Annotated in this window: 20 protein-coding genes; 4 read left to right on the top strand and 16 right to left on the bottom strand. The window is 72.5% G+C overall.

Annotated elements, in window-relative coordinates; all coding sequences use genetic code 11:
* Positions 1 to 13 precede the first annotated feature (13 nt).
* Genes JOL79_RS28425 through JOL79_RS28445 form a run of 5 tightly spaced genes read right to left on the bottom strand, consistent with a single transcriptional unit; the run spans position 14 to position 6,247 of the window.
* On the bottom strand, positions 14 to 1,171 hold the full coding sequence (locus tag JOL79_RS28425; RefSeq protein ID WP_210158977.1) for an NAD(P)/FAD-dependent oxidoreductase: 1,158 nt from the start codon (positions 1,169 to 1,171) through the stop codon (positions 14 to 16).
* Positions 1,168 to 2,823, bottom strand: coding sequence for a dipeptide ABC transporter ATP-binding protein (locus JOL79_RS28430; protein WP_307848786.1), 1,656 nt, complete (start codon positions 2,821 to 2,823; stop codon positions 1,168 to 1,170). The genes JOL79_RS28425 and JOL79_RS28430 overlap by 4 nt, the downstream gene beginning before the upstream one ends.
* Complete coding sequence (locus JOL79_RS34615; RefSeq protein ID WP_210158978.1) at positions 2,820 to 3,680, bottom strand: ABC transporter permease; 861 nt, start codon at positions 3,678 to 3,680, stop codon at positions 2,820 to 2,822. Before JOL79_RS34615 ends, JOL79_RS28430 begins: the two co-directional genes overlap by 4 nt.
* Positions 3,681 to 4,640 carry an ABC transporter permease gene (locus JOL79_RS28440; protein ID WP_210158979.1) on the bottom strand — a complete coding sequence of 320 codons (960 nt, stop codon included), beginning with the start codon at positions 4,638 to 4,640 and terminating at the stop codon, positions 3,681 to 3,683. It abuts the gene before it with no gap.
* Positions 4,637 to 6,247 (bottom strand): ABC transporter substrate-binding protein, encoded by a 1,611-nt coding sequence (locus JOL79_RS28445; RefSeq protein WP_230985654.1) that lies wholly within the window; start codon positions 6,245 to 6,247, stop codon positions 4,637 to 4,639. Before JOL79_RS28445 ends, JOL79_RS28440 begins: the two co-directional genes overlap by 4 nt.
* Positions 6,248 to 6,401: 154 nt before the next feature.
* Between JOL79_RS28445 and JOL79_RS28450 the strand changes: the two genes are divergently transcribed.
* Positions 6,402 to 7,304 carry a TauD/TfdA dioxygenase family protein gene (locus tag JOL79_RS28450; RefSeq protein WP_210158981.1) on the top strand — a complete coding sequence of 301 codons (903 nt, stop codon included), beginning with the start codon at positions 6,402 to 6,404 and terminating at the stop codon, positions 7,302 to 7,304.
* A gap of 94 nt (positions 7,305 to 7,398) precedes the next feature.
* Here the strand turns inward: JOL79_RS28450 and JOL79_RS28455 are convergent, their stop codons facing one another.
* The 11 genes from JOL79_RS28455 to JOL79_RS28505 form a co-directional block, all read right to left on the bottom strand.
* Positions 7,399 to 8,736: an LLM class flavin-dependent oxidoreductase gene (locus JOL79_RS28455; protein ID WP_210158982.1), complete on the bottom strand. Its 1,338-nt coding sequence runs from the start codon at positions 8,734 to 8,736 to the stop codon at positions 7,399 to 7,401.
* Positions 8,736 to 9,638 carry an ABC transporter permease gene (locus tag JOL79_RS28460; protein ID WP_307848787.1) on the bottom strand — a complete coding sequence of 301 codons (903 nt, stop codon included), beginning with the start codon at positions 9,636 to 9,638 and terminating at the stop codon, positions 8,736 to 8,738. Before JOL79_RS28460 ends, JOL79_RS28455 begins: the two co-directional genes overlap by 1 nt.
* Positions 9,631 to 10,473 (bottom strand): ABC transporter ATP-binding protein, encoded by an 843-nt coding sequence (locus tag JOL79_RS28465; RefSeq protein WP_210158983.1) that lies wholly within the window; start codon positions 10,471 to 10,473, stop codon positions 9,631 to 9,633. Before JOL79_RS28465 ends, JOL79_RS28460 begins: the two co-directional genes overlap by 8 nt.
* Complete coding sequence (locus JOL79_RS28470) at positions 10,470 to 11,486, bottom strand: ABC transporter substrate-binding protein (protein WP_307848788.1); 1,017 nt, start codon at positions 11,484 to 11,486, stop codon at positions 10,470 to 10,472. The genes JOL79_RS28465 and JOL79_RS28470 overlap by 4 nt, the downstream gene beginning before the upstream one ends.
* Positions 11,487 to 11,592: 106 nt before the next feature.
* Entirely contained in the window at positions 11,593 to 12,099 is a 507-nt protein-coding gene (locus JOL79_RS28475; protein WP_210158984.1) for a flavin reductase family protein, read from the bottom strand.
* 407 nt (positions 12,100 to 12,506) lie between these two features.
* The gene (locus JOL79_RS28480) at positions 12,507 to 15,395 is read right to left on the bottom strand and encodes a fumarate reductase/succinate dehydrogenase flavoprotein subunit (RefSeq protein WP_210158985.1); all 2,889 of its coding nucleotides are present in this window, start codon (positions 15,393 to 15,395) and stop codon (positions 12,507 to 12,509) included.
* Positions 15,395 to 16,195, bottom strand: coding sequence for an ABC transporter ATP-binding protein (locus JOL79_RS28485; RefSeq protein ID WP_230985655.1), 801 nt, complete (start codon positions 16,193 to 16,195; stop codon positions 15,395 to 15,397). The genes JOL79_RS28480 and JOL79_RS28485 overlap by 1 nt, the downstream gene beginning before the upstream one ends.
* A complete protein-coding gene (locus JOL79_RS28490) occupies positions 16,192 to 17,148 on the bottom strand; it encodes an ABC transporter permease (RefSeq protein ID WP_210158986.1) in 957 nt (318 codons plus the stop codon). Before JOL79_RS28490 ends, JOL79_RS28485 begins: the two co-directional genes overlap by 4 nt.
* A complete protein-coding gene (locus tag JOL79_RS28495) occupies positions 17,145 to 18,557 on the bottom strand; it encodes an ABC transporter substrate-binding protein (RefSeq protein WP_210158987.1) in 1,413 nt (470 codons plus the stop codon). Before JOL79_RS28495 ends, JOL79_RS28490 begins: the two co-directional genes overlap by 4 nt.
* Positions 18,558 to 18,568: 11 nt before the next feature.
* A complete protein-coding gene (locus JOL79_RS28500; protein ID WP_210158988.1) occupies positions 18,569 to 18,796 on the bottom strand; it encodes a ferredoxin family protein in 228 nt (75 codons plus the stop codon).
* Entirely contained in the window at positions 18,750 to 19,529 is a 780-nt protein-coding gene (locus JOL79_RS28505) for a GntR family transcriptional regulator (RefSeq protein WP_210158989.1), read from the bottom strand. The genes JOL79_RS28500 and JOL79_RS28505 overlap by 47 nt, the downstream gene beginning before the upstream one ends.
* 182 nt (positions 19,530 to 19,711) lie before the next feature.
* Between JOL79_RS28505 and JOL79_RS28510 the strand changes: the two genes are divergently transcribed.
* Genes JOL79_RS28510 through JOL79_RS28520 form a run of 3 tightly spaced genes read left to right on the top strand, consistent with a single transcriptional unit; the run spans position 19,712 to position 20,406 of the window.
* Complete coding sequence (locus JOL79_RS28510) at positions 19,712 to 19,894, top strand: hypothetical protein (RefSeq protein ID WP_210158990.1); 183 nt, start codon at positions 19,712 to 19,714, stop codon at positions 19,892 to 19,894.
* 6 nt (positions 19,895 to 19,900) lie between these two features.
* Entirely contained in the window at positions 19,901 to 20,212 is a 312-nt protein-coding gene (locus tag JOL79_RS28515) for a hypothetical protein (protein ID WP_210158991.1), read from the top strand.
* Positions 20,209 to 20,406 (top strand): hypothetical protein, encoded by a 198-nt coding sequence (locus JOL79_RS28520; RefSeq protein WP_307848789.1) that lies wholly within the window; start codon positions 20,209 to 20,211, stop codon positions 20,404 to 20,406. The genes JOL79_RS28515 and JOL79_RS28520 overlap by 4 nt, the downstream gene beginning before the upstream one ends.
* Positions 20,407 to 20,616: the final 210 nt, after the last annotated feature.

A 20,616-nucleotide genomic window follows, 5' to 3' on the forward strand; every position in this document is an offset into this window, starting at 1 on the left:
ATCGTGTGGTGGATCAGCCGAGGATGCGGGCAGGGCCGAACCCGGCGGCGAGCTCGCCGCCGGTGCCGGAGCGGGCGGGGCCGAAGGCGGCGAATCGGGGGTCGGGCTCGTCGAGGAGCAGCCGGGCGACGTGCTCGCCCCAGGCGGGCGCGAGTTTGAACCCGTGGCCGCTGGTGCCCGCGTCGACGAAGATGTGCTCGCCGACCTGACCGGCGACGGGCTGCCAGTCGGGGCTCACGTCGTAGAGGGAGGCCCAGCCGCCGACGACCTTGGCGCGGCGGCGGGCCGCCGAGCGCGCGCCGGCGGCCGCGGCGAGCCTGTCCAGCTCACCGGGGCGGGGCGCGGCGAAGTCGTCGGGGTCGGCGGCGGAGGCCGAGATGACTCCGCCGACGAGATACTGCGTGCGGGGCTGCGGGGTCGTGTAGTAGCCGCCGGCGATGTCGATCAGGACGTGCGGGACGAGGCCCGCGGTGTCCGCCGGGTCGTGCTCGGCGACCGCCACGACGTGCCGTTCCACGGTCAGCGGCAGGTCGACGCCGAGCGGCCGCAGCAGCGGGGCGGTCCACGGGCCCGCGGCCACGAGCAGCCGCCCGAACCGGTGCTCCCGGCCGTCGGAGGTGACCACCGCCGCCCCTCGGGCGTTCTCGGCCAGCGCCACGACCGGCAGGCCGGGGTGGAACACCGCCCCGAGGTGCCGCGCCGCCGCGGCCAGCCCGGTCGTCGTCGCGTACGGGTCGGCGTAACCGGCGTTCGCCTCCCAGACCGCGACGGCGACGCCGTCCAGATCGAGGTACGGCAGCCTGCCGGGCAGCCGGTCCGCTCCGACGAGCTCGCTCTCCACGCCGAGCGAGCCGAGCCGCGCGGCGGTCTCGGCCGCGGCGGCCACGTCGCCGGGCCCGTGCAGATAGAAGGCGCCGGTCCGGCGGAAGCCCGACTGGTGCCCGCCGGTCCGCTCCGCGAAGCCGGCGAGGAACGCGATGCCGTCGCGCGCGGTCTCCGCCAGGAACGGATCGGTGTAGTAGGCCCGGCAGATGCCGCCCGACCGGCCGGTGGGCCCTCCCGAGATCGGGCCCCGGTCGAACACGGCCACGGGCACGCCGCGCCGGGCCAGCTGGAACGCGGCCGACACGCCGTGCACGCCCGCCCCGACGATTCCGATGTCGTACGTCATGCCACTGCCTCCTCGTCGCGAGCCCGGGGCTCCAGCCGGGGTATCGCCGCCAGCAGCTCACGCGTGTACGCCGCGCGCGGCTCGGTGAAGACCTGGCGGACGTCTCCCGACTCCACCACCCGGCCGTCCCGCATGACCAGCACCCGATCGCTGACGTGCTGGACCACGCCAAGGTCGTGGGAGATGAACAGATAGGCCATACCCAGCTCGGCCTGCAGGTCGGCGAGCAGGTCGAGCACCTGGGCCTGGATCGACACGTCCAGCGCGGAGACCGGCTCGTCGCAGACGATCACCTGGGGCCGGGGCGCCAGCGCCCGCGCGATCGCCACCCGCTGACGTTGTCCTCCGGACAGCCGCAGCGGCCTGCTGTCCAGGAGGGACGCCTCCAGGCCGACCTGCCCGAGCAGCTCGGCCGCGCGGTCGCGCCGGGTGCGGCGCGGCTCGCCGCCGACGGCGAGCGCCTCGGCGAGGATCCGCCACACCGTGAAACGAGGGTCGAACGAGCTGAGCGGGTCCTGGTAGATCACCTGGATGTGCCGCCGCAGCGCGCGCCGTCCGGCGGAGCCCAGTCTCCGCCAGGACCTCCCGTCGATCTCCACCTCGCCCGCGTCGGGCTCCACCAGCCCCAGCACGAGACGGGCCGTGGTGGTCTTGCCCGAGCCCGACTCCCCCACCAGCCCGAGCGTCTCCCCCGCGCGCAGCTCGAACGACACCCCGTCGACGGCCGGCCTGCGCCGCCCGTCCGGCCCGGTGAACGACTTGGCCAGACCGGATGCCCTGATCACCACCCCGCCGGGCGGCGGAGGCGCCGCCGGAGGCGCGGCCGGGCCGTCCTCCGGAACGGTGAGCCGGGTGCCCCTGCCGTGCTCGGAGGGCACCGCAGCGAGGAGCCGGCGCGTGTAGGCGTGCCGGGGCGCGCCCAGCACGTCGCCCGTGGGCCCCTCCTCGACGACCGTCCCGTCCTTCATCACGAGCACCCGGTCGGCCAGTTCCGCCACCACCGCGAGGTCGTGGCTGATCAGCAGCAGCCCGGCCCCGGCCCGGCGGCGCTCGGCCAGCAGCCGCAGGATCTGCGCCTGCACGGTGACGTCCAGGGCGGTGGTCGGCTCGTCGGCGATCAGCAGCGGCGGCTCGCAGGCGACCGCCGAGGCGATCAGCGCCCGCTGGCGCAGCCCGCCGGAGAGCTGGTGCGGGTACTGCGCGGCCCGCAGCTCGGGCTCCGGCACGCCGACCTCGCGCAGCAGCTCGGCCACGCGCCGCCGCACGTCCGCGCGGGGCACGGCCCGGTGGAGCCGCAGCGTCTCGGCTATCTCCTTGCCGACGGGTCGCAGCGGGTCGAGCGAGACCAGCGCGTCCTGCAGGACGTAGCCGACCTGGCCGCCCCGCACCGCCCGCCACTGCCGCTCGCCGTAGGCGGAGACGTCGCGGCCGGCCACGACGAGCGACCGCGCGGTCACCCGGGCGTCCGGGCCGGTGAGCCCGATCAGCGTGCGGGCCGTGACACTCTTACCCGAGCCCGACTCTCCGACGACGGCGACGCACTCCCCCGGGCGCACCGTGAAGGAGATCGAACGGACCGCCTCGATCGTGCCGAACGAGACGCGCAGATCGGACACCTCGACGATCGGGGCGAGCCGCTGGCCGGGGATCACGGCAGCCTCCCTTCGACGCGCCGCCGCAGGTGGCGGCCGACGACCGTGACGGACAGGACGGTGAGGGTGATGGCCAGGCCGGGGAAGAGCGCGACCCACCACGCGACGGAGAAGTAGTCGCGCCCGGCCGACAGCATCGCCCCCCACTCCGGGGCGGGCGGCCGGGGGCCGAGGCCGAGGAAGCTGAGCGAGGAGGCCGCGACCAGCGCGGTGCCGACCTCGATCGTGGCGACCACCAGCAGCGGCGCGACCGCGTTGGGCAGCACATGCCGGGCGATGACGCCGGCCCTGGTCAGACCGAGTGAGACGGCCGCCTCGACGTAGCCGGACCGGCGGATGACCATGGTCTGCGCGCGGACCAGGCGGGCGTAGCCGGGCAGCGTGTACGCGGCGATGGCGAGGACGGCGTTGAGCGTCCCCGGGCCGACGACGGCGATGACCAGCAGGGCCAGCAGCAGTCCGGGCAGCGAGAGCAGCACGTCGACGACGCGCATGGCGATCTCGTCGAGCACCCGCCCGCCGAGCGCGGCCAGCAGCCCGACGGCGGTGCCTCCGGTCACGGCGAGGGCGGTGGCGGTCAGCCCGGCCAGCACCGACGGCCTCGCCCCGTACACGATGCGCGAGAACACGTCGCGGCCGTTGGCGTCGGTGCCGAGCGGGTGGCCGCCGCCGGGCGGGCGGAGCGCCGAGACGGCGTCGGCGAGATCGGGCGATCCGTGCGCCACCAGGCCGGGCGCGACCACGATCACCGCCAGGACCAGCAGGAACGCGGCGGCCGCCCAGACTCCGGCGCGGGGCGCTCGGCGCCGTCCGCGCCCGATCACGAGCACGGGGGACGCGACGGTGGACGCGGTCACTCAGGCACCTCGCAGTCGCGGGTCGACGGCCAGATAGAGCAGGTCGAGCAGGATGTTGATCACGACGTAGAGCAGCGAGGCGATCAGGACGACGCCCATCACGACCGGCAGGTCCTTGTTGACGACGGCCGCGAGGGTCAGTCGCCCGATGCCCTGCCGGGAGAAGACCGACTCGATGATCACAGCTCCGCCGAACAGGTAGCTGACCAGCCAGCCGGCCAGGGTGACCGCAGGGATCAGGGCGTGCCGGAGCGCGTGCCGCAGCCGTACGCCGAGATCGGACATGCCGCGCGAGCGCGCGGTGAGCACGAACGGCTCCTCCAGCGTGAGCTCAAGGCCCTCGCGCAGCACCTGGCTGAGCGTCGCGACGACCGGGATCGCCATCGCGACGGACGGCAGGACCAGGCTCTCCGGCCCGTCCCCGCCGGTGGCGGGGAAGAGCCCCAGCCCGAACGAGAAAACGGTGAGCAGCAGGATCCCCGCCCAGAACGACGGGATGGAGACGCCGACGAGCTCGATGCCGGAGAAGACCGCCCGCGCCCACCGGCGGCCCGCGGTCAGCACCGCGACCGTGACCGAGACCACGACCGCCAGGGTGAACGAGGAGAGCATGAGCTGGACCGACGAGCCGACCTGCGCGCCGATCGCCGAGGCGACCGGCTGGTGCAGCTGGTACGACTGGCCCAGGTCGCCGTGCAGCACCCGGCCCAGGTAGGTGAGGTACTGGACGACCAGCGGCCGGTCCAGCCCGTAGTCGGCGACGATCCGGGCGCGGACCTCGGGCGTGACGGTGCTGCTGCCGATCAGCAGGTCGACGACGTTGCCCGGGGTGAGGTGGAGGCCGGCGAACGCGACCGTCACCGCCCCCCACAGCACCATGACGGACGTGCCCAGCCGCACCAGCGCCGGGCGGGCCGCCCGGGCTCGCGTCCGGGCGGCCGGTACGGCGACGGCGGTCATGCCTGCTCGACCCAGGCGTCGTAGAAGGTGGGGTACGCCTGCGGCTCCCAGCCGATGCCGTGCGCCTTCCTGGAGGCCCCGAGCAGGTAGGTGAACACGTAGACCGGGAAGACCGCGGCCTCGCCGGTGACCCGCTGCTGCACCTTGGCGTACAGCTCGGCCCGCTTGGCCTGGTCGGTCGTGTCCAGCGCGTCGCTCAGCCAGCCGTCGACGTCCTTGTCGGACAGGCGGGCGGCGTTCTGCCCGAACTTGGCGGCCGTGGGGATGCTGGAGGTGCCGAACAGGTTGCGCAGGGTGTCGCCGTCGGCGCGCTGCCAGCTGAAGTCGACGAGGTCATAGTCGCCCTTGGGGTATCTCTCCAGCCATTCGTTGACGGTGCCGGCGACGAACTGCACGTCGAAGCCGATCTTCTTGGCCTCCGCCTGGATCTGCTCGGCCAGCGTGTCGCGCTGCTCACGGGCGGCCGCCTTGAGGAATCCCCAGCGGATCGTCAGTCGCCTGCCGTCCTTGGTCCGGTAGCCCTCGGCGTCCCGGCCGGACCAGCCGGCCTCGTCCAGCAGACGGCCCGCCGCCGCGGGGTCGTACTCCGTCCTGCCCTCGAGTGTCCTGTCGTATCCGTCGGTGGACGGGGAGATGGGGCTCGCCGCGGGCTGGAACGCCCCGAAGTAGAGGTTCCTGACGATCGTCGCGAAGTCGATGCCGTCGCGGAACGCCTCCCGGACCCGCTTGTCGGCGAAGGGCCCCGAGGTGGTGTTCGGGTAGTAGTTGTAGTTGCCGCCCGGCGCCTGCCGCGTGGTGACGGTCAGCCGGGGATCGGCCCGCACCTGCTTGACGTTCACCGGCGGCACGCTGGCGATCCCGTCGACCTGTCCGCTGGTCAGCGCGCCGAGCCGGACCGAGTCCTCGGTGATGACCTTGATCTCCAGCTTGTCCAGGTACGCCGGCCCGGTGTGCCCGGCGCCCTCCGGCGCCCAGTCGTAGCCGGGGTTGCGGTGGTAGGTGATGCTCTTCTGCTGGACGTACTCGTCGATCACGAACGGCCCGGACCCGACGACCTTCTTGCACAGCGCGTCCTGCGGCTGCTTGAGCGACCGCGGCGACTCGATGCCGAAGTAGGCCGTGGCCAGGGCGGACAGGAACGGCGAGTACGGCCTGCCGAAGTGGACCTTCACCGTCAGCGGGCCGGTGACCTCGCTGCCCTTGTACGGCTCGATGTATCCCGCGGCGAGTTGCGACTTGGTCGCCGGGGCGACGATGTGGTCCAGGTTGGCCTTGACCGCCGCGGCGTCGAAGGGCGTGCCGTCGGAGAACTTCACGCCCTCGCGCAGCGTGAACGTGTACGTCTTCTGGTCCGGCGAGACCGTCCACTTGGTGGCCAGCCAGGGGTGGATCCTCCCCTCGGCGTCGAGGGACACGAGTGAGTCCAGCGCGGGGCGGGTGAACAGGCCGGCCACGTCGGCGGGGCTCTGGTGGGGGTCGAGGCAGGTGGAGGGTTCGGTGTTGACGGCGAACGTGAGCGTGCCGCCCTTCACCGGCCCGGCGGCACCGGCCGCCGCGCTCTTCTCGCCGCGCGTGCCGCAGGCGGCCAGGGTGAGTAACAGGAACAAGGAGAGACCGGCCGGCAGAAGGCGACTTCTGGACATCGGGGGGTGGGCCTTTCGGTGGTTCGGCCGTGGCCGCGAAGGGAATACCTATTAATAAAGTAGGAAAAGTGGGTTAATCTGTCAACGGATCTCCCCCTACCGGAAGGACCAGAACTCGATGTCATCGCTCACCGTCACCCCCGTCGCAGGCCGCATCGGAGCCGAGATCACCGGTGTGCGTCTCGGCGGCGATCTCCCCGCGGACGTGGTCGCCGAGATCCGCCGGGCCCTGCTCACCCACAAGGTGGTCTTCTTCCGCGGGCAGGGGCATCTCGACGAGCGCGGCCAGGTCGCCTTCGCCGAGCTGCTCGGCGAGCCGACCACGGCTCATCCGACCGTTCCCTCTCTCGGCGGAAACGCCCACATCCTCGACCTCGACTACCGCGACGGCCAGAAGGTCGACCGCTGGCACACCGACGTCACCTTCGTCGACCGGCCGCCGGCCGCCTCCGTGCTGCGGGCGCTCACCGTGCCCGAGGCGGGCGGCGACACGTTGTGGGCGAACACCGCCGCCGCGTACGCGCACCTGCCCACCGAGCTGCGCGACCTGGCCGACCGGCTGCGCGCCGTCCACACCAACCAGTTCGACTACGCGCGGATCTCCGGCTCAGACAACCCCGAGCGGGCGCGGGCCCACGCCGCGGTCTTCGCCTCCACCGTCTTCGAGACCGAACATCCCGTCGTACGGGTGCATCCGGAGACCGGGGAGCGGTCGATCCTGCTGGGCGACTTCGCCCGCCGGATCAGCGGGCTGCCGTCGTCCGTCTCGGACTCGGTCATCCGGCTGTTCCAGGACGCGGTCACCCAGGTGGAGAACACCGTGCGCTGGCGCTGGGCCGCGGGCGACGTCGCCGTCTGGGACAACCGCGCCACCCAGCACCGGGTCGTGCACGACTTCGGCGACCGGCCGCGCCGCCTGCACCGCGTCACCATCGCGGGGAGCGTTCCGGTCGGCACGGACGGACGGCCCAGCACGGTGCTGACCGGCGACGCCGCCGCCTACTCCCCCATCGCGGCCTGAACGTCACCGAAGCCCCGGCCGTACGGTCACGGCCGGGGCTTCGGTGATTTCGGACGGGCCGGCGGCCCGCCGGACGCCCGTCAGGCGGGGGAACTCACGACCCGACCACCTCGAGGCGCCGGCTCAGCGCGTACCGCGACGCGGGCCGGGCGAGGCCGTAGTTCTCGCGCAGGGTCCGGCCTTCGTACTCGGTCCGGAACAGCCCTCTCACCTGCAGTTCGGGGACGACGTGGTCCACGAAGTCCTCCAGGCCGCCCGGCAGGACCGGCGGCATGATGTTGAACCCGTCGGCCGCGCCGTTCTCGAACCACTCCTGGATCTCGTCGGCGATCTGCTCCGGCGTGCCGGCCACGACCCGGTGCCCCCGCCCGCCGGCCAGGCGGACGAGCAGCTGCCGCACGGTCAGGTCGTCCCGGCGGGCGAGGTCGACGACCAGCTTCCGGCGGCTCTGCGCCCCCTCCGTCTCGACGGGCACGTCCGGCAGGGGCCGGTCCAGGTCGTCCGTTGTCAGGTCGATGCCGACCATGGTGGACAGCTGCGCCAGGCCGTACTCGGGGATGATGAGGTCTTCCAGCTCCTTCTCCAGCAGCAGCGCCTCCCGCTCGGTGGACCCGATGATCGGGGACAGACCGGGCAGGATCAGCAGTTCCCCGGGCTGCCTGCCGTAGTGGACCAGGCGGCCCTTGAGGTCGGCGTAGAACTCCTGGCCCTCGGCGAGGGTCTGCTGGGCGGTGAAGACGGCCTCGGCGTGCCGGGCGGCGAACTCCTTGCCGTCCTCGGACGAGCCGGCCTGCACCAGCAGCGGGCGCCCCTGCGGGGTCCGGGACGTGTTGAGCGGCCCGTTCACCCGGAAATAGCGCCCCGCGTGCCTGACCGGGTGGATTTTCCGGCTGTCGGCGTACAGACCCGCCTGGCGATCGCCGACGACGGCGTCGTCCTCCCAGCTGTCCCACAGCTTGGTGACCACCTCCAGGAACTCGTCCGCCCGCGCGTAGCGGTCGGCGTGGGCGGGCCGCTCGATGCCGAAGTTGCGGGCCTCGGCCTCACCCGCGGAGGTCACGATGTTCCATCCGGCCCGCCCCCCGCTGATGTGGTCGAGGGAGGCGAACGCGCGGGCGAGGTGGAACGGCACGCCGTAGGTGGTGGACGCGGTGGCGATCAGGCCGACGTGGTCGGTGACCGCGGCCAGCGCCGACAGCAGCGTGAGGGGTTCGAGCCCGCCGAGCGCGTTGTGCCGGACGTCCCCGTGCAGGGCCAGCCCGTCGGCGAGGAACACCGAGTCGAGCCTGCCCCGCTCGGCGATCCGGGCGAGCTGCTGGTAGTGCCGTACGTCGGTGAGCCGGGCGGGCTCGGTGCGCGGATGGCGCCAGGCGGCCTCGTGATGCCCCACGCCCATGAGGAAGGCGTTCAGATGGAGCTTCCGGGTGGTCATCAGACGGTCCTCCAGGTCGAGAAGCGGCGCTCCACGCGGAGCAGGAGCAGGTTGAACAGCAGGCCGAGCGCCGAGATCGTGATGATCCCGGCGTACATGTCGGGGATGCGGAAGTTGAACTGGGCGTCCTGGACGAGGTAGCCGAGGCCGGCCTTGGCGCCGACCATCTCGGCGAAGAGCAGGACGAGGATCGAGGTCGCCCCGGCCAGCCGGACACCGGTGAAGACGGTGGGCACGGCCGCCGGGAGGATCACCTTCTGGAACAGGCGCAGCGGCCCGAGCCCCATGGAGCGGGCCGACTTCACCAGAAGCGGCTCGACGGTCTTCACTCCGCTGATGGTGTTCAGCAGGATCGGCCACGAGCAGGCGTAGAAGACGAACACGATCTTCGACGGCTCGCCGAGGCCGAGGATCAGGATGAACACCGGCAGCAGCGCCACGGCGGAGGTGTTGCGGAACAGTTCGAGCACCGGGCTGAGGAAGTCGGCGACCGGGCGGTACCAGCCGATGGCCAGTCCGAGGGGGATGGCCACCACGATGGCGAGGCCGAACCCGCCGAGGGAGCGGATCAGCGACGCCTCGAAGTGCTCGGCCAGTTGCCCGCTGAGCAGCAGGTCGTACCAGGCGGCCAGCACCTGTGAGAGCGGCGGCACGAACACGGGGTCGACCAGCCCGGTCCTGGGCAGCACCTCCCAGGCCGCGGCCAGCAGCACGAGGGCGAGCGTCCGCCGCGCGAGCAGCGCGGGCCACGACCCCGTCCAGCGACGGCGGCCCGCCGCCGCGGCGGTCTCGGTCTCGGTCTCGGTCACGGTCACGGCCAAGGCCTCGGTCCTGGTCTCGGCGCCGGTTCCGGCCGGTCCGGTCACCGCGGGGACGCGGGAGGTGGTGACGGTGTCAGCCACGGGCTCGCTCCTGTTCCTGGGCGGCGGCGACCTCGTCGCGCAGCAGGGTCCAGACGTGGTGGCGGTATTCGCCGAAGCGCCGATCGGCGCGCAGGTCTCCGTCACGGGAGTCGAAGCCGATGTCGAGCACGTGCTTGATCCGGCCGGGCCGCGACGTCATCACCGCCACCCGCTCTCCCAGGTAGACGGCCTCGTCGATGCCGTGGGTGATGAACACCACGGTCTTGCCGGTCTTCTGCCAGATGAGGAGGAGTTCCTCCTGCAGCGACTCACGGGTCTGCGCGTCGAGGGCGGCGAACGGCTCGTCCATCAGCAGCACCTCCGGATCACAGGCCAGGCTCCGCGCGATCGCGACGCGCTGGCGCATCCCTCCGGACAGCTCGTGCGGGTAGCGCTGCTCGAACCCGCTCAGCCCGACCAGGTCGAGATAGTGCCGGGCCCGTTCGGTGCGCTCGCCCTTCGGCACGGCCCTGGCCTCCAGCCCGAACGCGACGTTCGCCAGGGCGGTACGCCAGGGAAAGAGCGCGTACTGCTGGAAGACCACTCCCCGGTCAGGTCCGGGCCCGTCGACCGGCACGCCGTCGATGACGATCCGCCCGGTCGTCGGCGCGGTGAGGCCGGCGATCAGGTCGAGCAGCGTGGACTTGCCGCATCCGCTGGGGCCGACCAGCGTGAGGAACTCCCCCGCGCGCACGTCCAGGCCGACCCCGTCGAGGGCGGTGAACGTCCGGTCGGATCCCCTGATCGGGAAGGTCTTGCCGACGTCCCTGAGGCTGATCTTCACGGGCGCGTCGGCGTACCCGGACGGGTTGTACTCGGCGACGTTCACGGTCATGCGGCGCTCCCGGTGCCGAAGGGGTTGAATTCGTTGGTGTAGAGGTCGGAGAGCTTCACCTGGTCGGGCTTGATCTCGCCCTCCCGCTTCAGCCAGTCGAGCCAGGTCTGGAACTCGCTCGGGGCGATCACGCCGCCCTTGCCGTGCACGCCGCTGCTCTTCCACAGCCCGACGGTGGTCGCGTCCTCGTTGCGATGCCTCTTGGCGATGATCTGCTTGAACCTGGCGATCACCTCCGCGCGGGGATGGGTCTGCGTCCAGTCGACCGCCTTGGCGAACGCCTCGACGAACCTGCGCGTCGTGGTGGGGTTCTGCGCGATGAACCGCTTGGTGAGCACGACGCTGCCGGCGGTGAAGGAGCCGAACAGGTCGATGTCCTTGAAGAGCGGACGGATGCCGCCGCGCTCCAGCGCCTTGTCGCGCAGCACACCCGACAGGGCGGCCACGTCGATCTGTCCCTGACGCAGCGCCTGTTCCGTGTTAACCGGCGGCACGACTACCAGCTGCACCTTGGCGATCTCCTCGGGGGTGAGACCGCCGCGGCTGAGATACTCCTTGAGCGCGGCCTCCAGATGGGCCCCCAGCGTGTTCACCCCGATCTTCTTGCCGATCAGGTCGCGCGGGCCCTTGATGGGCGACCCGTCGGCGACGTAGTAACCGATGTAGCTGTCGGTGTCGCTGCCGTAGTAGCCGATCACCGCCTTGATCGGGGCCCCGGCGGCGACCAGCTTGATGATGGCGCCGTTGAAGGCGCCGCCGAAGTCGGTCTGGCCGGTGGCGACCGACTGGATGTCCTGGGGACCTGAGATGGTGTTGCCGACCCATTTGAGCTTGATGTTTCCGAGGTAGCCGAGGTCCTCGGCCAGCTCCGGGAAGCCGACGGCGCCGACGCTGCCCTGGTAGCGCAGCTCGGTCGTCTCCGTGCCGCCCGCCGAACCCGAGGTGGAGCCGCAGCCGGCGGCGAGAACGGCGGCCAGGGCGACGGACATGAGGGCACGCGTGGTTCTGGTCACGACTGATCCTTGTGAAAGGCGGGCCGGTCCGCGACGGGCGGCCGGGCCACAGGTGAGCGCGGGCGCCGTCGCCCGCGCGCGGAGAGGTGAAGGAGACCCCACCCGGTCACGGATGGGCGATGAAACGGCCGAAGCGGCCCTGGTGGTAGAGGAGCGGGCGGCCCGGGGCGCGTACCTCGGCCTCGGCGACGAGGCCCACGACGAGGAGGTGATCGCCCACGCCGACGGTCTCGTACGGCAGGCAGATGAGATGCGCGGCGACGTCGTCGAGCAGCGGCGCCCCGAGCGGCCCCGGACGCCACCGGGTGGGGTCCGCGAACCGGTCGACGCCCCTGCGGGCGAACCTGGCGGCGATGTCGGCCTGGTCGCTGGCCAGGACGTTGACGGCGAAGTGGTCCGCCTCGCGCAGCGAGGGCCACGTGGTGGACGACTGGTCCACGTAGAAGGAGACGAGGGGCGGATCGAGGCTGACCGAGGAGAACGAGGTGGCGGTCAGCCCGGCGGGAACGCCGTCGGTCTGCGCGGTGATCACGACGACGCCCGCCGCGTGTACCGCGAGGGCGCGCTTGAAACCCTCGGCGTTCAGAGTCGGGCGGGGCAGAGTCTCCGTCATGGGAACCTCCGTGAAGTTCACAGCTGGCTGAGGATGGGTCCGGGGATCGGGGCCACCTCGGCGTGCGCGTTCCGGGGCTCGGGCGAGGCCCGGCCGCGACCACGGCACGGCACGGCACAGCACGGGCGAGCGGAAGCGCGGGGTCATGACCGGACCGTTGACGCGCGGGGAGGGCGACCGTGGGGCCGGACCCTCGTCGAGGTGGGAGGGAAGGGGGAACGAAGATCCTCGATCAACAACACCGTGCGCTGGCGACGTGGCCGAAGTCCACGTCCGGACGCCGGGTCAGATAAACGCCCTGGCTCATACCTCTGATGCTACGATCTCCCCGCAGCTAAGTCAACATTTCCTACTGGGTTTACATGAAAACTCAGGCCCCGCCCGCTCCCACCCCGCTCCCAGCCCGCTTACGCCCGCGCGGCGGCCGGCCCTGCGTCCACCTCCGCGTCCAGCCCCGCGTCCGGATTCGCGACCGCCTCCGCGGCCGGCCCCGCGTCCAGCGCCCTGCGCGCGTACGCGCGTACGTCCGCGTCGGAGTCGCCAAGGGCGCCGCGCAACGCGGCGGCCACCTCCGGCCGCCCCGCCCACGCGGACAGCGAGACGACCGCGGCCTTGCGCACGTCGAGGTGCGGATCGGCCAGCGACGCGACCAGCGGTTCCACCGCCGGATCCGGGTCCGCCGCCGCCAGCCCCCGCGCCGCGCCCACCCGCACCTGCCAGGCCGGATCGGCCAGGGCCCGGACGGCCGTCTCCGTGAAGCCGGAGTCGCGCCGGAGAGCCGCGCCGAGCCCGGCGAACGCCTCCAGCGCCGCCGCCCGGACGAGCGGGTCGGGATCGGCGGCGAGCCGCGCGACGGCGGGCACTCCCGCGGCCAGGCCGATGCCGCCGAGACCCCTGGCCGCCCACACGCGCACCTCGCGGTCGTCGTCGCCGGCGGCGAGCGCCACCCGCTCCGCGTCGTCGAGCGCGATCAGCCCCCTGACCGCCTCGATCCGCACCCGGGTGTCGGGATCGGCGAGCGCCGCCTCGAACAGCCCGGCGTCGCCGAGGCGCAGGGCCCGCAGGAGGTCCAGGACGGCGGCGCGGACGAGCGCGTCCCCCGCCGCCACCCCCACCGCCACTCCAGCCGCCACCTCCGCCTGCGTCTCGTCCGCGGGCTCACCCGCCGTGTCATCAGCGGTCTCATCAGCGGTCTCGCCCGCCGGGCCCGCCGGACGGGCCGCGTAACCGGCCACCTCGCGGAGTGACGCGCCGAACTCTGCGGTCGCGGGCAGCACCTCGACGAGCTCCCGCAGGCCGGTGGCGGCGGCCCGCCGTACCATGCCGTGCGGGTCGGCCAGGGCCCGGGTCAGCGCGGTCTCCACGCCGCGGGGCGCGGTCTCGGTCAGCGTCGCGACCGCCGCCCTGCGGACCTTGGGATCGGCGTCGGTCAGGTAGGGACTGATCTGGTCGAGCGCCGGCTCTCCGTCGCTCAGGCGCACGAGTTCGAGGATGCGGGGCGACCGGCCGATCGCCTCCACGGCGAGCCGGCCGCCCGCCCTGCGGCGCGCCGGCCCCGCCGCGCCGAACGTCCCGACGACGACGGGCTCGGCCGGGCGGGGAGCGAAGCCCTCGACGGGCACGAGGTAGGGCTCGACCGGGCGCTTGACGAACTCCATGGCCCCGTCGGCGTTCCTGCGCAGGTTGAGATGGAAGAGCCACTCGTCGTCGTCCCGGCCGGGCAGGTCGGCGCGGTCGTGGTAGAGGCCCCACCTGCTCTCGGTGCGGACCAGCGACGACCTGGCGGCCATCTCGGCGCAGTCCCTGATGAACGTCACCTCGGCGCAGCGCATCAGCTCGTGCGGGGTCCGCGCGCCCATGGCCGCGATCTCCTCGCGCATCCGGCCGAACGTCTCCAGCGCGATGTCCAGCTTCCTGGCGGTCTTCGGCGGCGCCACGTAGTCGTTGACGAACCGCCGCAGCTTGTACTCGACCTGCGGCTGCGGCGGGCCGTCGGGATTGCGCAGCGGCCGGTAGATCAGCTCGTGCGCGTCGGCGATCTGGTCCTCCGGCAGCTCCGCCGGAGTCCGGTGGTGTCCGGCCGCGTGGGCGCCTGCGAGGTCGCCGAAGACGAACGCCCCGATCATGTAGTTGTGCGGCACGCAGGCCAGGTCACCCGCGGCGTACAGGCCGGGGACCGTCGTGGCGCCGTTCTCGTCCACCCACACGCCCGAGGCGGAGTGACCGCCGCAGAGGCCGATCTCGGAGATGTGCATCTCGACGTCGTGGGTCCGGTAGTCGTGCCCGCGTCCCGCGTGGAACGTCCCCCGGGTGGGGCGCTCGGTGGTGTGCAGGATGTCCTCGAGCGCGGTGAGCGTCTCGTCGGGCAGGTGACTGACCTTGAGGTAGATCGGGCCGCGGGCCGAGGCGATCTCGCTCGCGACCTCGGCCATCATCTGGCCCGACCAGTAGTCGCAGTCGACGAAACGCTCCCCCTCGGCGTTGACCTGGTAGCCCCCGAACGGGTTGGCCACGTACGCGCAGGCAGGCCCGTTGTAGTCCTTGATCAGCGGGTTTATCTGGAAGCACTCGATGCCGCTGAGCTCGGCGCCCGCGTGGTAGGCCATCGCGTACCCGTCCCCGGCGTTGGTCGGGTTCTCGTACGTGCCGTAGAGGTAGCCGCTGGCGGGCAGGCCGAGCCGTCCGCACGCGCCGGTGGCGAGGATCACCGCTCCGGCGGAGACCGTGACGAACCGGCCCGAACGGGTGTCGAATCCGGCCACGCCGACGGCCCGGCCCCCGGTGGTGAGCACGCGGACCGGCATCACCCGGTTCTCGATGCGCACCTTCTCGCGGATGTCGCGGCGGCGCAGCACCCGGTAGAGGACCTTCTTGACGTCCTTGCCCTCCGGCATGGGCAGGACATAGCTGCCCGACCGGTGGACCCGGCGCACCGCGTACTCGCCGTGCTCGTCCTTCTCGAACTTCACGCCGTAGCCCTCGAGCCGCCGCACCATGTCGTAGCCACGGGTGGCCGTCTGCCGGACAGTCCGCTGGTTGACCACTCCGTCGTTGGCCCGGGTGATCTCGGCGACGTAGTCCTCGGGCGTGGCCCTGCCCGGGATGACCGCGTTGTTCACGCCGTCCATGCCCATCGCCAGCGCGCCACTGTGCCGGACGTGCGCCTTCTCCAGGAGGATCACGTCGGCGCCGCGCTCGGCGGCGGTGATCGCGGCCATGGTCCCGGCGGTGCCGCCGCCGACCACCAGGACCTCGCACTCCATGTGCGTGCGGTCCGCCAGGGCGGGGATGTCCATCACAGCTCCTCGATGATGCGGGCGCGCAGGCCGGCCCGGTCGACGTCAGGGGTACGCGGGCCGGGCACGGAAAGGACGCTCCCGATGCCCCCGCGCCGCAGCACGACGACCCGGTCGGCCAGCAGGAGCGCCTCGTCCACGTCATGGGTGACGAAGACGACGGTGGCGGAGGTGCCGTGGAGCACGTCCAGCAGCAGCCGCTGCATCTCGCCGCGGGTCTGTGCGTCCAGCGCGCCGAACGGCTCGTCCATGAGTACGGCACGCGGCGCGCCGGCCAGCGATCTGGCGAGCTGCACGCGCTGCCGCATGCCGCCGGAGAGCTCGCGGGGCAGCCGGTCCTCGAAGCCGGCGAGCCCGACGCGGGCGATCCAGCTCTCGGCGACCGTGCCGCGCTCCCGCCTCGGCACCCCGCGGATCCGCAGCGGCAGCTCGACGTTGCGGCGGACCGTGCGCCAGGGCAGCAGCGCGTCGTCCTGGAAGATCATCGCGCGGTCGGGCGACGGGCCCGAGACGGTAACGCCCTGGGCCAGCACACGGCCGGCGTGGGGTGCGAGCAGTCCCGCGACGGCGCGCAGGACGGTGGACTTGCCCGATCCGGACGGCCCGACCAGCACCAGGACCTCGCCAGGGGCGATGTCGAGGCGGAGGTCCTCCAGGATGGCCCGGCGACCGTAGCCGAGGGCCACGCCGTCGAGCCGGATGGCGAGCCCGGCGTCCACGCGGCGGGACTCCGTCCCCGCGGTCATCGCGGCGGGAGAGGCGGTGGTCGACCCGGTGGTCGACGCGGTGGGTGCGGTCATCGGGTGTTCCCCTCCGCCCGGGGCAGCCATCGAGTGAGCCGCCGGCCGAGCAGTTCGATCGACGCCGAGGTGACCCAGCCGAGGACGCCGATCGACGTCATGCCGACGAGCACCGCCGGATAGTCGACCACCGTGTAGGCGTGCCAGGTGCGGTAGCCGACGCCGAACTCACCGGAGATCATCTCCGCGGAGATCACGCAGATCCAGGCGACGCCCATGCCGACGGACAGACCGCCGAAGACGCCCGGCAGCGTCCCCGGCAGGACGACGTTCCACAGGACATGCGCGCGCCCGCCGCCCATCGTGCGCACCGCGTCCTCCCAGAGCGTCGGCAGCGCCCGCACGGCGTGCCGCGTGCTCACCATGATCGGGAAGAACGCCGCAGCGAACGTGATGAACACGATGCCCTGCTCGTCGGTGGGGAACACCAGGATCGCGATCGGGACGAGGGCGATCGCGGGGATCGGCCGGACGACCTCGATCGGCGGCAGCAGCACGTCGGCGACCCACCGGGACCGCGCGACCAGGACACCCAGAGCGATGCCGGCCACGGCCGCCAGCGCGAACCCGGTGATGATGCGGATCGTGCTCTGCGCCAGATCGAGGTAGTAGGTGCCGGTGCCGAGCTGGCGGGCGAACTCCGCGGCGACCTCGGTGGGCGAGGGCAGCCGGTCGAACCGCAACCCGGCGCTGACGTCCGCGGTCGTCAGCCACTGCCACAGCGCGACGAAGGCCGCCAGAGAGCCCAGCCTGACCGCCCACCCGCGGGCCCCGGCCGCCGTTCTCCCCCGGCCCGTACGAGCCGGCGCGGCACCGTCGTCCGTGCTCGCGGTGCCCGTGGCTCCCAAGCCCGTGGTTCCCGCGCCGGGGCTCGCGGTGCCCGGGGTTCCCGAGGCCGGGGTCGCGGTGCCCGGGCTGAGCGCGTCCGCCGCGCCCAATGCCGGTGTGCTCATCGCGACGCACCGCCCGCCGCGGCCTTCAACGCCTCGTCATAGCCGACGATCTCCGCCCGGGAGTGCTCCTTCACGAACGCCTCGGCGCCGTCCCGCGTGGTGAAGGGCTTGAACACGTCGTCCGCGCCCGCCGAGGGGTCGCGCACCCAGACCGACTTGCCGGCGAACCAGTGCGTCCCCGTTGTCGTGTCGGGCACGTAAGCGGCTCGTACGGTCTTGCCGCCCGTGGTGGCCGCGGCGATCTGGCGCAGCAGGCAGGTGGGGGTGGCTGCGGGGCGCAGCCGGTCCTCCCCCGCGAGCCAGAGCTCGCCCGCCGTGGCCTGGTCTTCGGCGGCGATCCCGCAGGCGTCGTCCCGGCCCGTGATCTTCGCGGGGTTGGCGGTGCTCGCGGTGTCGGCGTCGTAGGAACCGCCGTACGCCTTCCTGATGTAGGAGTCGTTCGCGAACTTCGTCACGTCGACGTCGGTGAAGTCGGCGCCGATCACCTTCAGATACTTCTCGTCGTGTCGCATGGCGGACAGGAGCGGCGGTTTCACGGTGACGTCGAACGACGCCACACCCGACCGCCCGTTGTAGAGGTAGACGACCTCGGGCGGCAGGCCGGTCGCCGTGGCGACCGCCTCCGCGGCGTCGACGGGATGCTCGTGGAGATACCGCGTCGCCTCGATCTGCGCCCGCAGGAACGCCTGGAGCACATCCGGGTGCTCCTGTGCGTAGGCCTGCCGTACGACGACGCCGTGGAACGTCGGCACGTCGAGCGCCGACCCGTCGTAGACCAGCCGCGCCTGGTTCTGGAAGACGAGCAGTCCCGGCCAGGCCACGAACTGGGCGTATCCCTGCACGTTGCCCGACTGCAGCGCGGACGCCCCCACGGGCGGCTGCTGGTTCACGACCTCCACGTCGGTGGCGGCGTCGAGCCCGGCGCGCTCCAGGGCCTGGACGAGCGTGCCGTGGCCCGCGGACCCGACGCTCGCGGAGATCTTCCGCCCCTTCAGGTCGGCCAGCGTCCGCACCTGCGAGGACGGGGGAACGACCACCGAGTTCAGTCCGCCGCGCAGGTTGTAGCCGGTCACCGAGACGAACTCGGTCCGCGCGGCGGGGGTGCCCTGGGTGCGGGAGGCGTTGATGAGGAGCGGGTAGTCGCCCATCGACCCGATGTCGATCTTCCCCGCCACCATCTTCGCGGTGATCGGGGCGCCGGTGTCGTAGTCCTGCCACTCGACCCGGTACCCGTCCCCGAGCTGCTTCTCGAAATAGCCCAGGCCGCGCAGCAGCGTGCCGGCCGTCACCGTGTTGATGGTCTTGGACTGGTAGCCGATGACCACCGTCTCCCTGCCTCCGCCGGCGCCCGGGGCGACCGAGCAGCCGGCGGCGGCCAGCAACGCCACTACGGCGAAGATCTTGCGCATGGGGGGTCCTTCTATCGGAGCAGGTAGGGGATGTTCACCGTGACGGCGTCGGCCGGGCACCGATCGGCGCAGGGGCCGCAGTACCAGCACTCGTCCACGTGCATGTACGCCTTCCCGCTGACCTCGTGGATGGTCAGCGAGTCGAGCGGGCAGACGTCCACGCAGAGGGTGCAGCCCTCGATGCAGAGCGACTCATCGATCGTCACGGGCACGTCGGCCCGGCTGTTGACCAGGGTCATCGGTGTTCCTCCAGAGGTGGCCACGCATGGTGAGGCGGTCACCGCGGAACCTGACGAACTCGAGGTCCACGGGACGGCCGTCAGAAAGATGGGTGAGACGCTCGACCATCAGCAGCGCCGCGCCGCGCGGAGCGTCGAGTACGGCCGCGGTGTGGGCGTCGGCGTTCACGGCCTCGATCGTGAGCTCCGCGACGCCCAGGGGCTGGCCGGCGATCCGTTCCAGCAGCACGAACACGTCGTTGTGCACGAGATCGGCGTCGAAGAGCGGCTCTCCCACCTCACGGACGAGGTAGGTCAGATCGAGCGAGAGCGGCAGCCCGCTCAGCCTGCGCAGCCGCTCGACGTAGACGACGGGCTCATCCGGCGGCAGGTGGAGCCGCCCCCGGACCGCGGCCGGAGGCTGGATGAGCCCCATCGCGCGGACCTCGTTCGTCACCTCGCCGTGTTCCCGGAGAGTCTCGGCCAGGCCGAGCAGCCGGTGCAGGCCGTGCGGGAACTTCTCCGCCGCGACCGTGGTGCCGACGCCCGGGCACCGTTCGATCAGGCCCTCGTCCCTGAGCAGGTCCAGGGCGTCCCTGATCGTGTTGCGCGACGTCCCGAACTCCCGGGCGAGGGCGGATTCGAGCGGCAGGTGACCGCCGTCGAAGCCGCCGCCCACGACCTCGCGCCGCAGCAGGTCGGCCACCTGACGTGCCCGGTCCGCGCGGCGCCGCCTCGCATCCGCCAACTCCATGGTGCCGAAGCCTACCTTTTAGGTAGGAATAGCGGGATAACGACACTATTACGCCACCCCGGCCGGTCGTTCCACCCCTCCGACCTGGGATTTCGTCGGCTCACGGCGGACAACCGCCACCCCCGCACGGGCTCCGCTACGGGAAACGCCCGCCGGTCGCCAGCGCGATCGCGGCGGGTGTGGTGACGCGCCCGCCGGCCGGGGCCGGGCCGGTCACGGTGACGCTGACGGCCCGCCTCGACGCCGGCGCCACCCGCACGTGCCGCGACTTCGTCCTGACCGTGCGGCCCGCGGTGCGGCTCGCGCCGTTCTCGCGCTACGGCATGGTCAACTTCGCCCGGTCGAACAGTCACACCGGGCAGTAGATCTACATGGCCGCGAGCGTCGGCGACGACCCCACCCGCTGTGCGGCGGTCAACGGCGGGCGGATGGTCCTCGCGTCCACCGAGGGCATGCACGCCGTGCGTGACCCGTCCGTCGTCGGGCCGGACTACGAGGCGGCGAACGGCGTCATCCGCCACGGGCACGTCTTCGCGCTGACCCAGGCGGAGCACGCCGCCCTGCGCGGCGCCGGCCTGTCGTCCGTCTCGGTGCGGACGCCGCCCGCCACGACCGTCTACGCCGCCGGCCGGCCCTCGATCCGACGGGCCTCGTGGTCACGGCCGCCTACACCGACGGCGTGACGGACGAGGTCCTGGCCGAGGGATACGGCGGATACGCGGTGTCGGGGTACGACCCGGACGTCCCCGGGCGCCAGACCGTGACCGTGTCGTACACGGTCGCCGATCGGACGCGGACCGCGGCGTTCCACGTCGAGGTGCTGGATCAGCCCGTTGCCGGGGACATAACGAGCACCACCGGCCGGTGCGGCACGTAGCTCGGCGGCGAACGCCGTGGCCCATACCGTGAGTCCTCCGCCGAGTTCCCCGCCGAGTTCCCCGCCGTGACCGCGGGAAGCACCCGCGCCGCCGGTGGATCGTCTCCCCGGCCCCGGGCGAACCGGCTGGCCCGGAAATGAGAACTTAACGTCCCCTTTTCCCAACGGTGCGACCGAATCCCGCATTGTGGACATCCATTGACGGGTTCC

It is taken from the genome of Microbispora oryzae, assembly GCF_017896165.1.
Taxonomy (GTDB): domain Bacteria; phylum Actinomycetota; class Actinomycetes; order Streptosporangiales; family Streptosporangiaceae; genus Microbispora; species Microbispora oryzae.

Bases quoted from the DNA above. Each gene is read 5' to 3' on its own strand.
- JOL79_RS28480 (WP_210158985.1), bottom strand. From the start codon at position 15,395: ATGGACATCCCCGCCCTGGCGGACCGCACGCACATGGAGTGCGAGGTC.
- JOL79_RS28440 (WP_210158979.1), bottom strand. From the start codon at position 4,640: ATGACCGCCGTCGCCGTACCGGCCGCCCGGACGCGAGCCCGGGCGGCC.
- JOL79_RS28515 (WP_210158991.1), top strand. From the start codon at position 19,901: ATGGCCGCGAGCGTCGGCGACGACCCCACCCGCTGTGCGGCGGTCAAC.
- JOL79_RS28425 (WP_210158977.1), bottom strand. From the start codon at position 1,171: ATGACGTACGACATCGGAATCGTCGGGGCGGGCGTGCACGGCGTGTCG.
- JOL79_RS28495 (WP_210158987.1), bottom strand. From the start codon at position 18,557: ATGCGCAAGATCTTCGCCGTAGTGGCGTTGCTGGCCGCCGCCGGCTGC.
- JOL79_RS28505 (WP_210158989.1), bottom strand. From the start codon at position 19,529: ATGGAGTTGGCGGATGCGAGGCGGCGCCGCGCGGACCGGGCACGTCAG.
- JOL79_RS28455 (WP_210158982.1), bottom strand. From the start codon at position 8,736: ATGACCACCCGGAAGCTCCATCTGAACGCCTTCCTCATGGGCGTGGGG.
- JOL79_RS28500 (WP_210158988.1), bottom strand. From the start codon at position 18,796: ATGACCCTGGTCAACAGCCGGGCCGACGTGCCCGTGACGATCGATGAG.
- JOL79_RS28490 (WP_210158986.1), bottom strand. From the start codon at position 17,148: ATGAGCACACCGGCATTGGGCGCGGCGGACGCGCTCAGCCCGGGCACC.
- JOL79_RS28485 (WP_230985655.1), bottom strand. From the start codon at position 16,195: ATGACCGCACCCACCGCGTCGACCACCGGGTCGACCACCGCCTCTCCC.
- JOL79_RS28475 (WP_210158984.1), bottom strand. From the start codon at position 12,099: ATGACGGAGACTCTGCCCCGCCCGACTCTGAACGCCGAGGGTTTCAAG.
- JOL79_RS28450 (WP_210158981.1), top strand. From the start codon at position 6,402: ATGTCATCGCTCACCGTCACCCCCGTCGCAGGCCGCATCGGAGCCGAG.
- JOL79_RS28465 (WP_210158983.1), bottom strand. From the start codon at position 10,473: ATGACCGTGAACGTCGCCGAGTACAACCCGTCCGGGTACGCCGACGCG.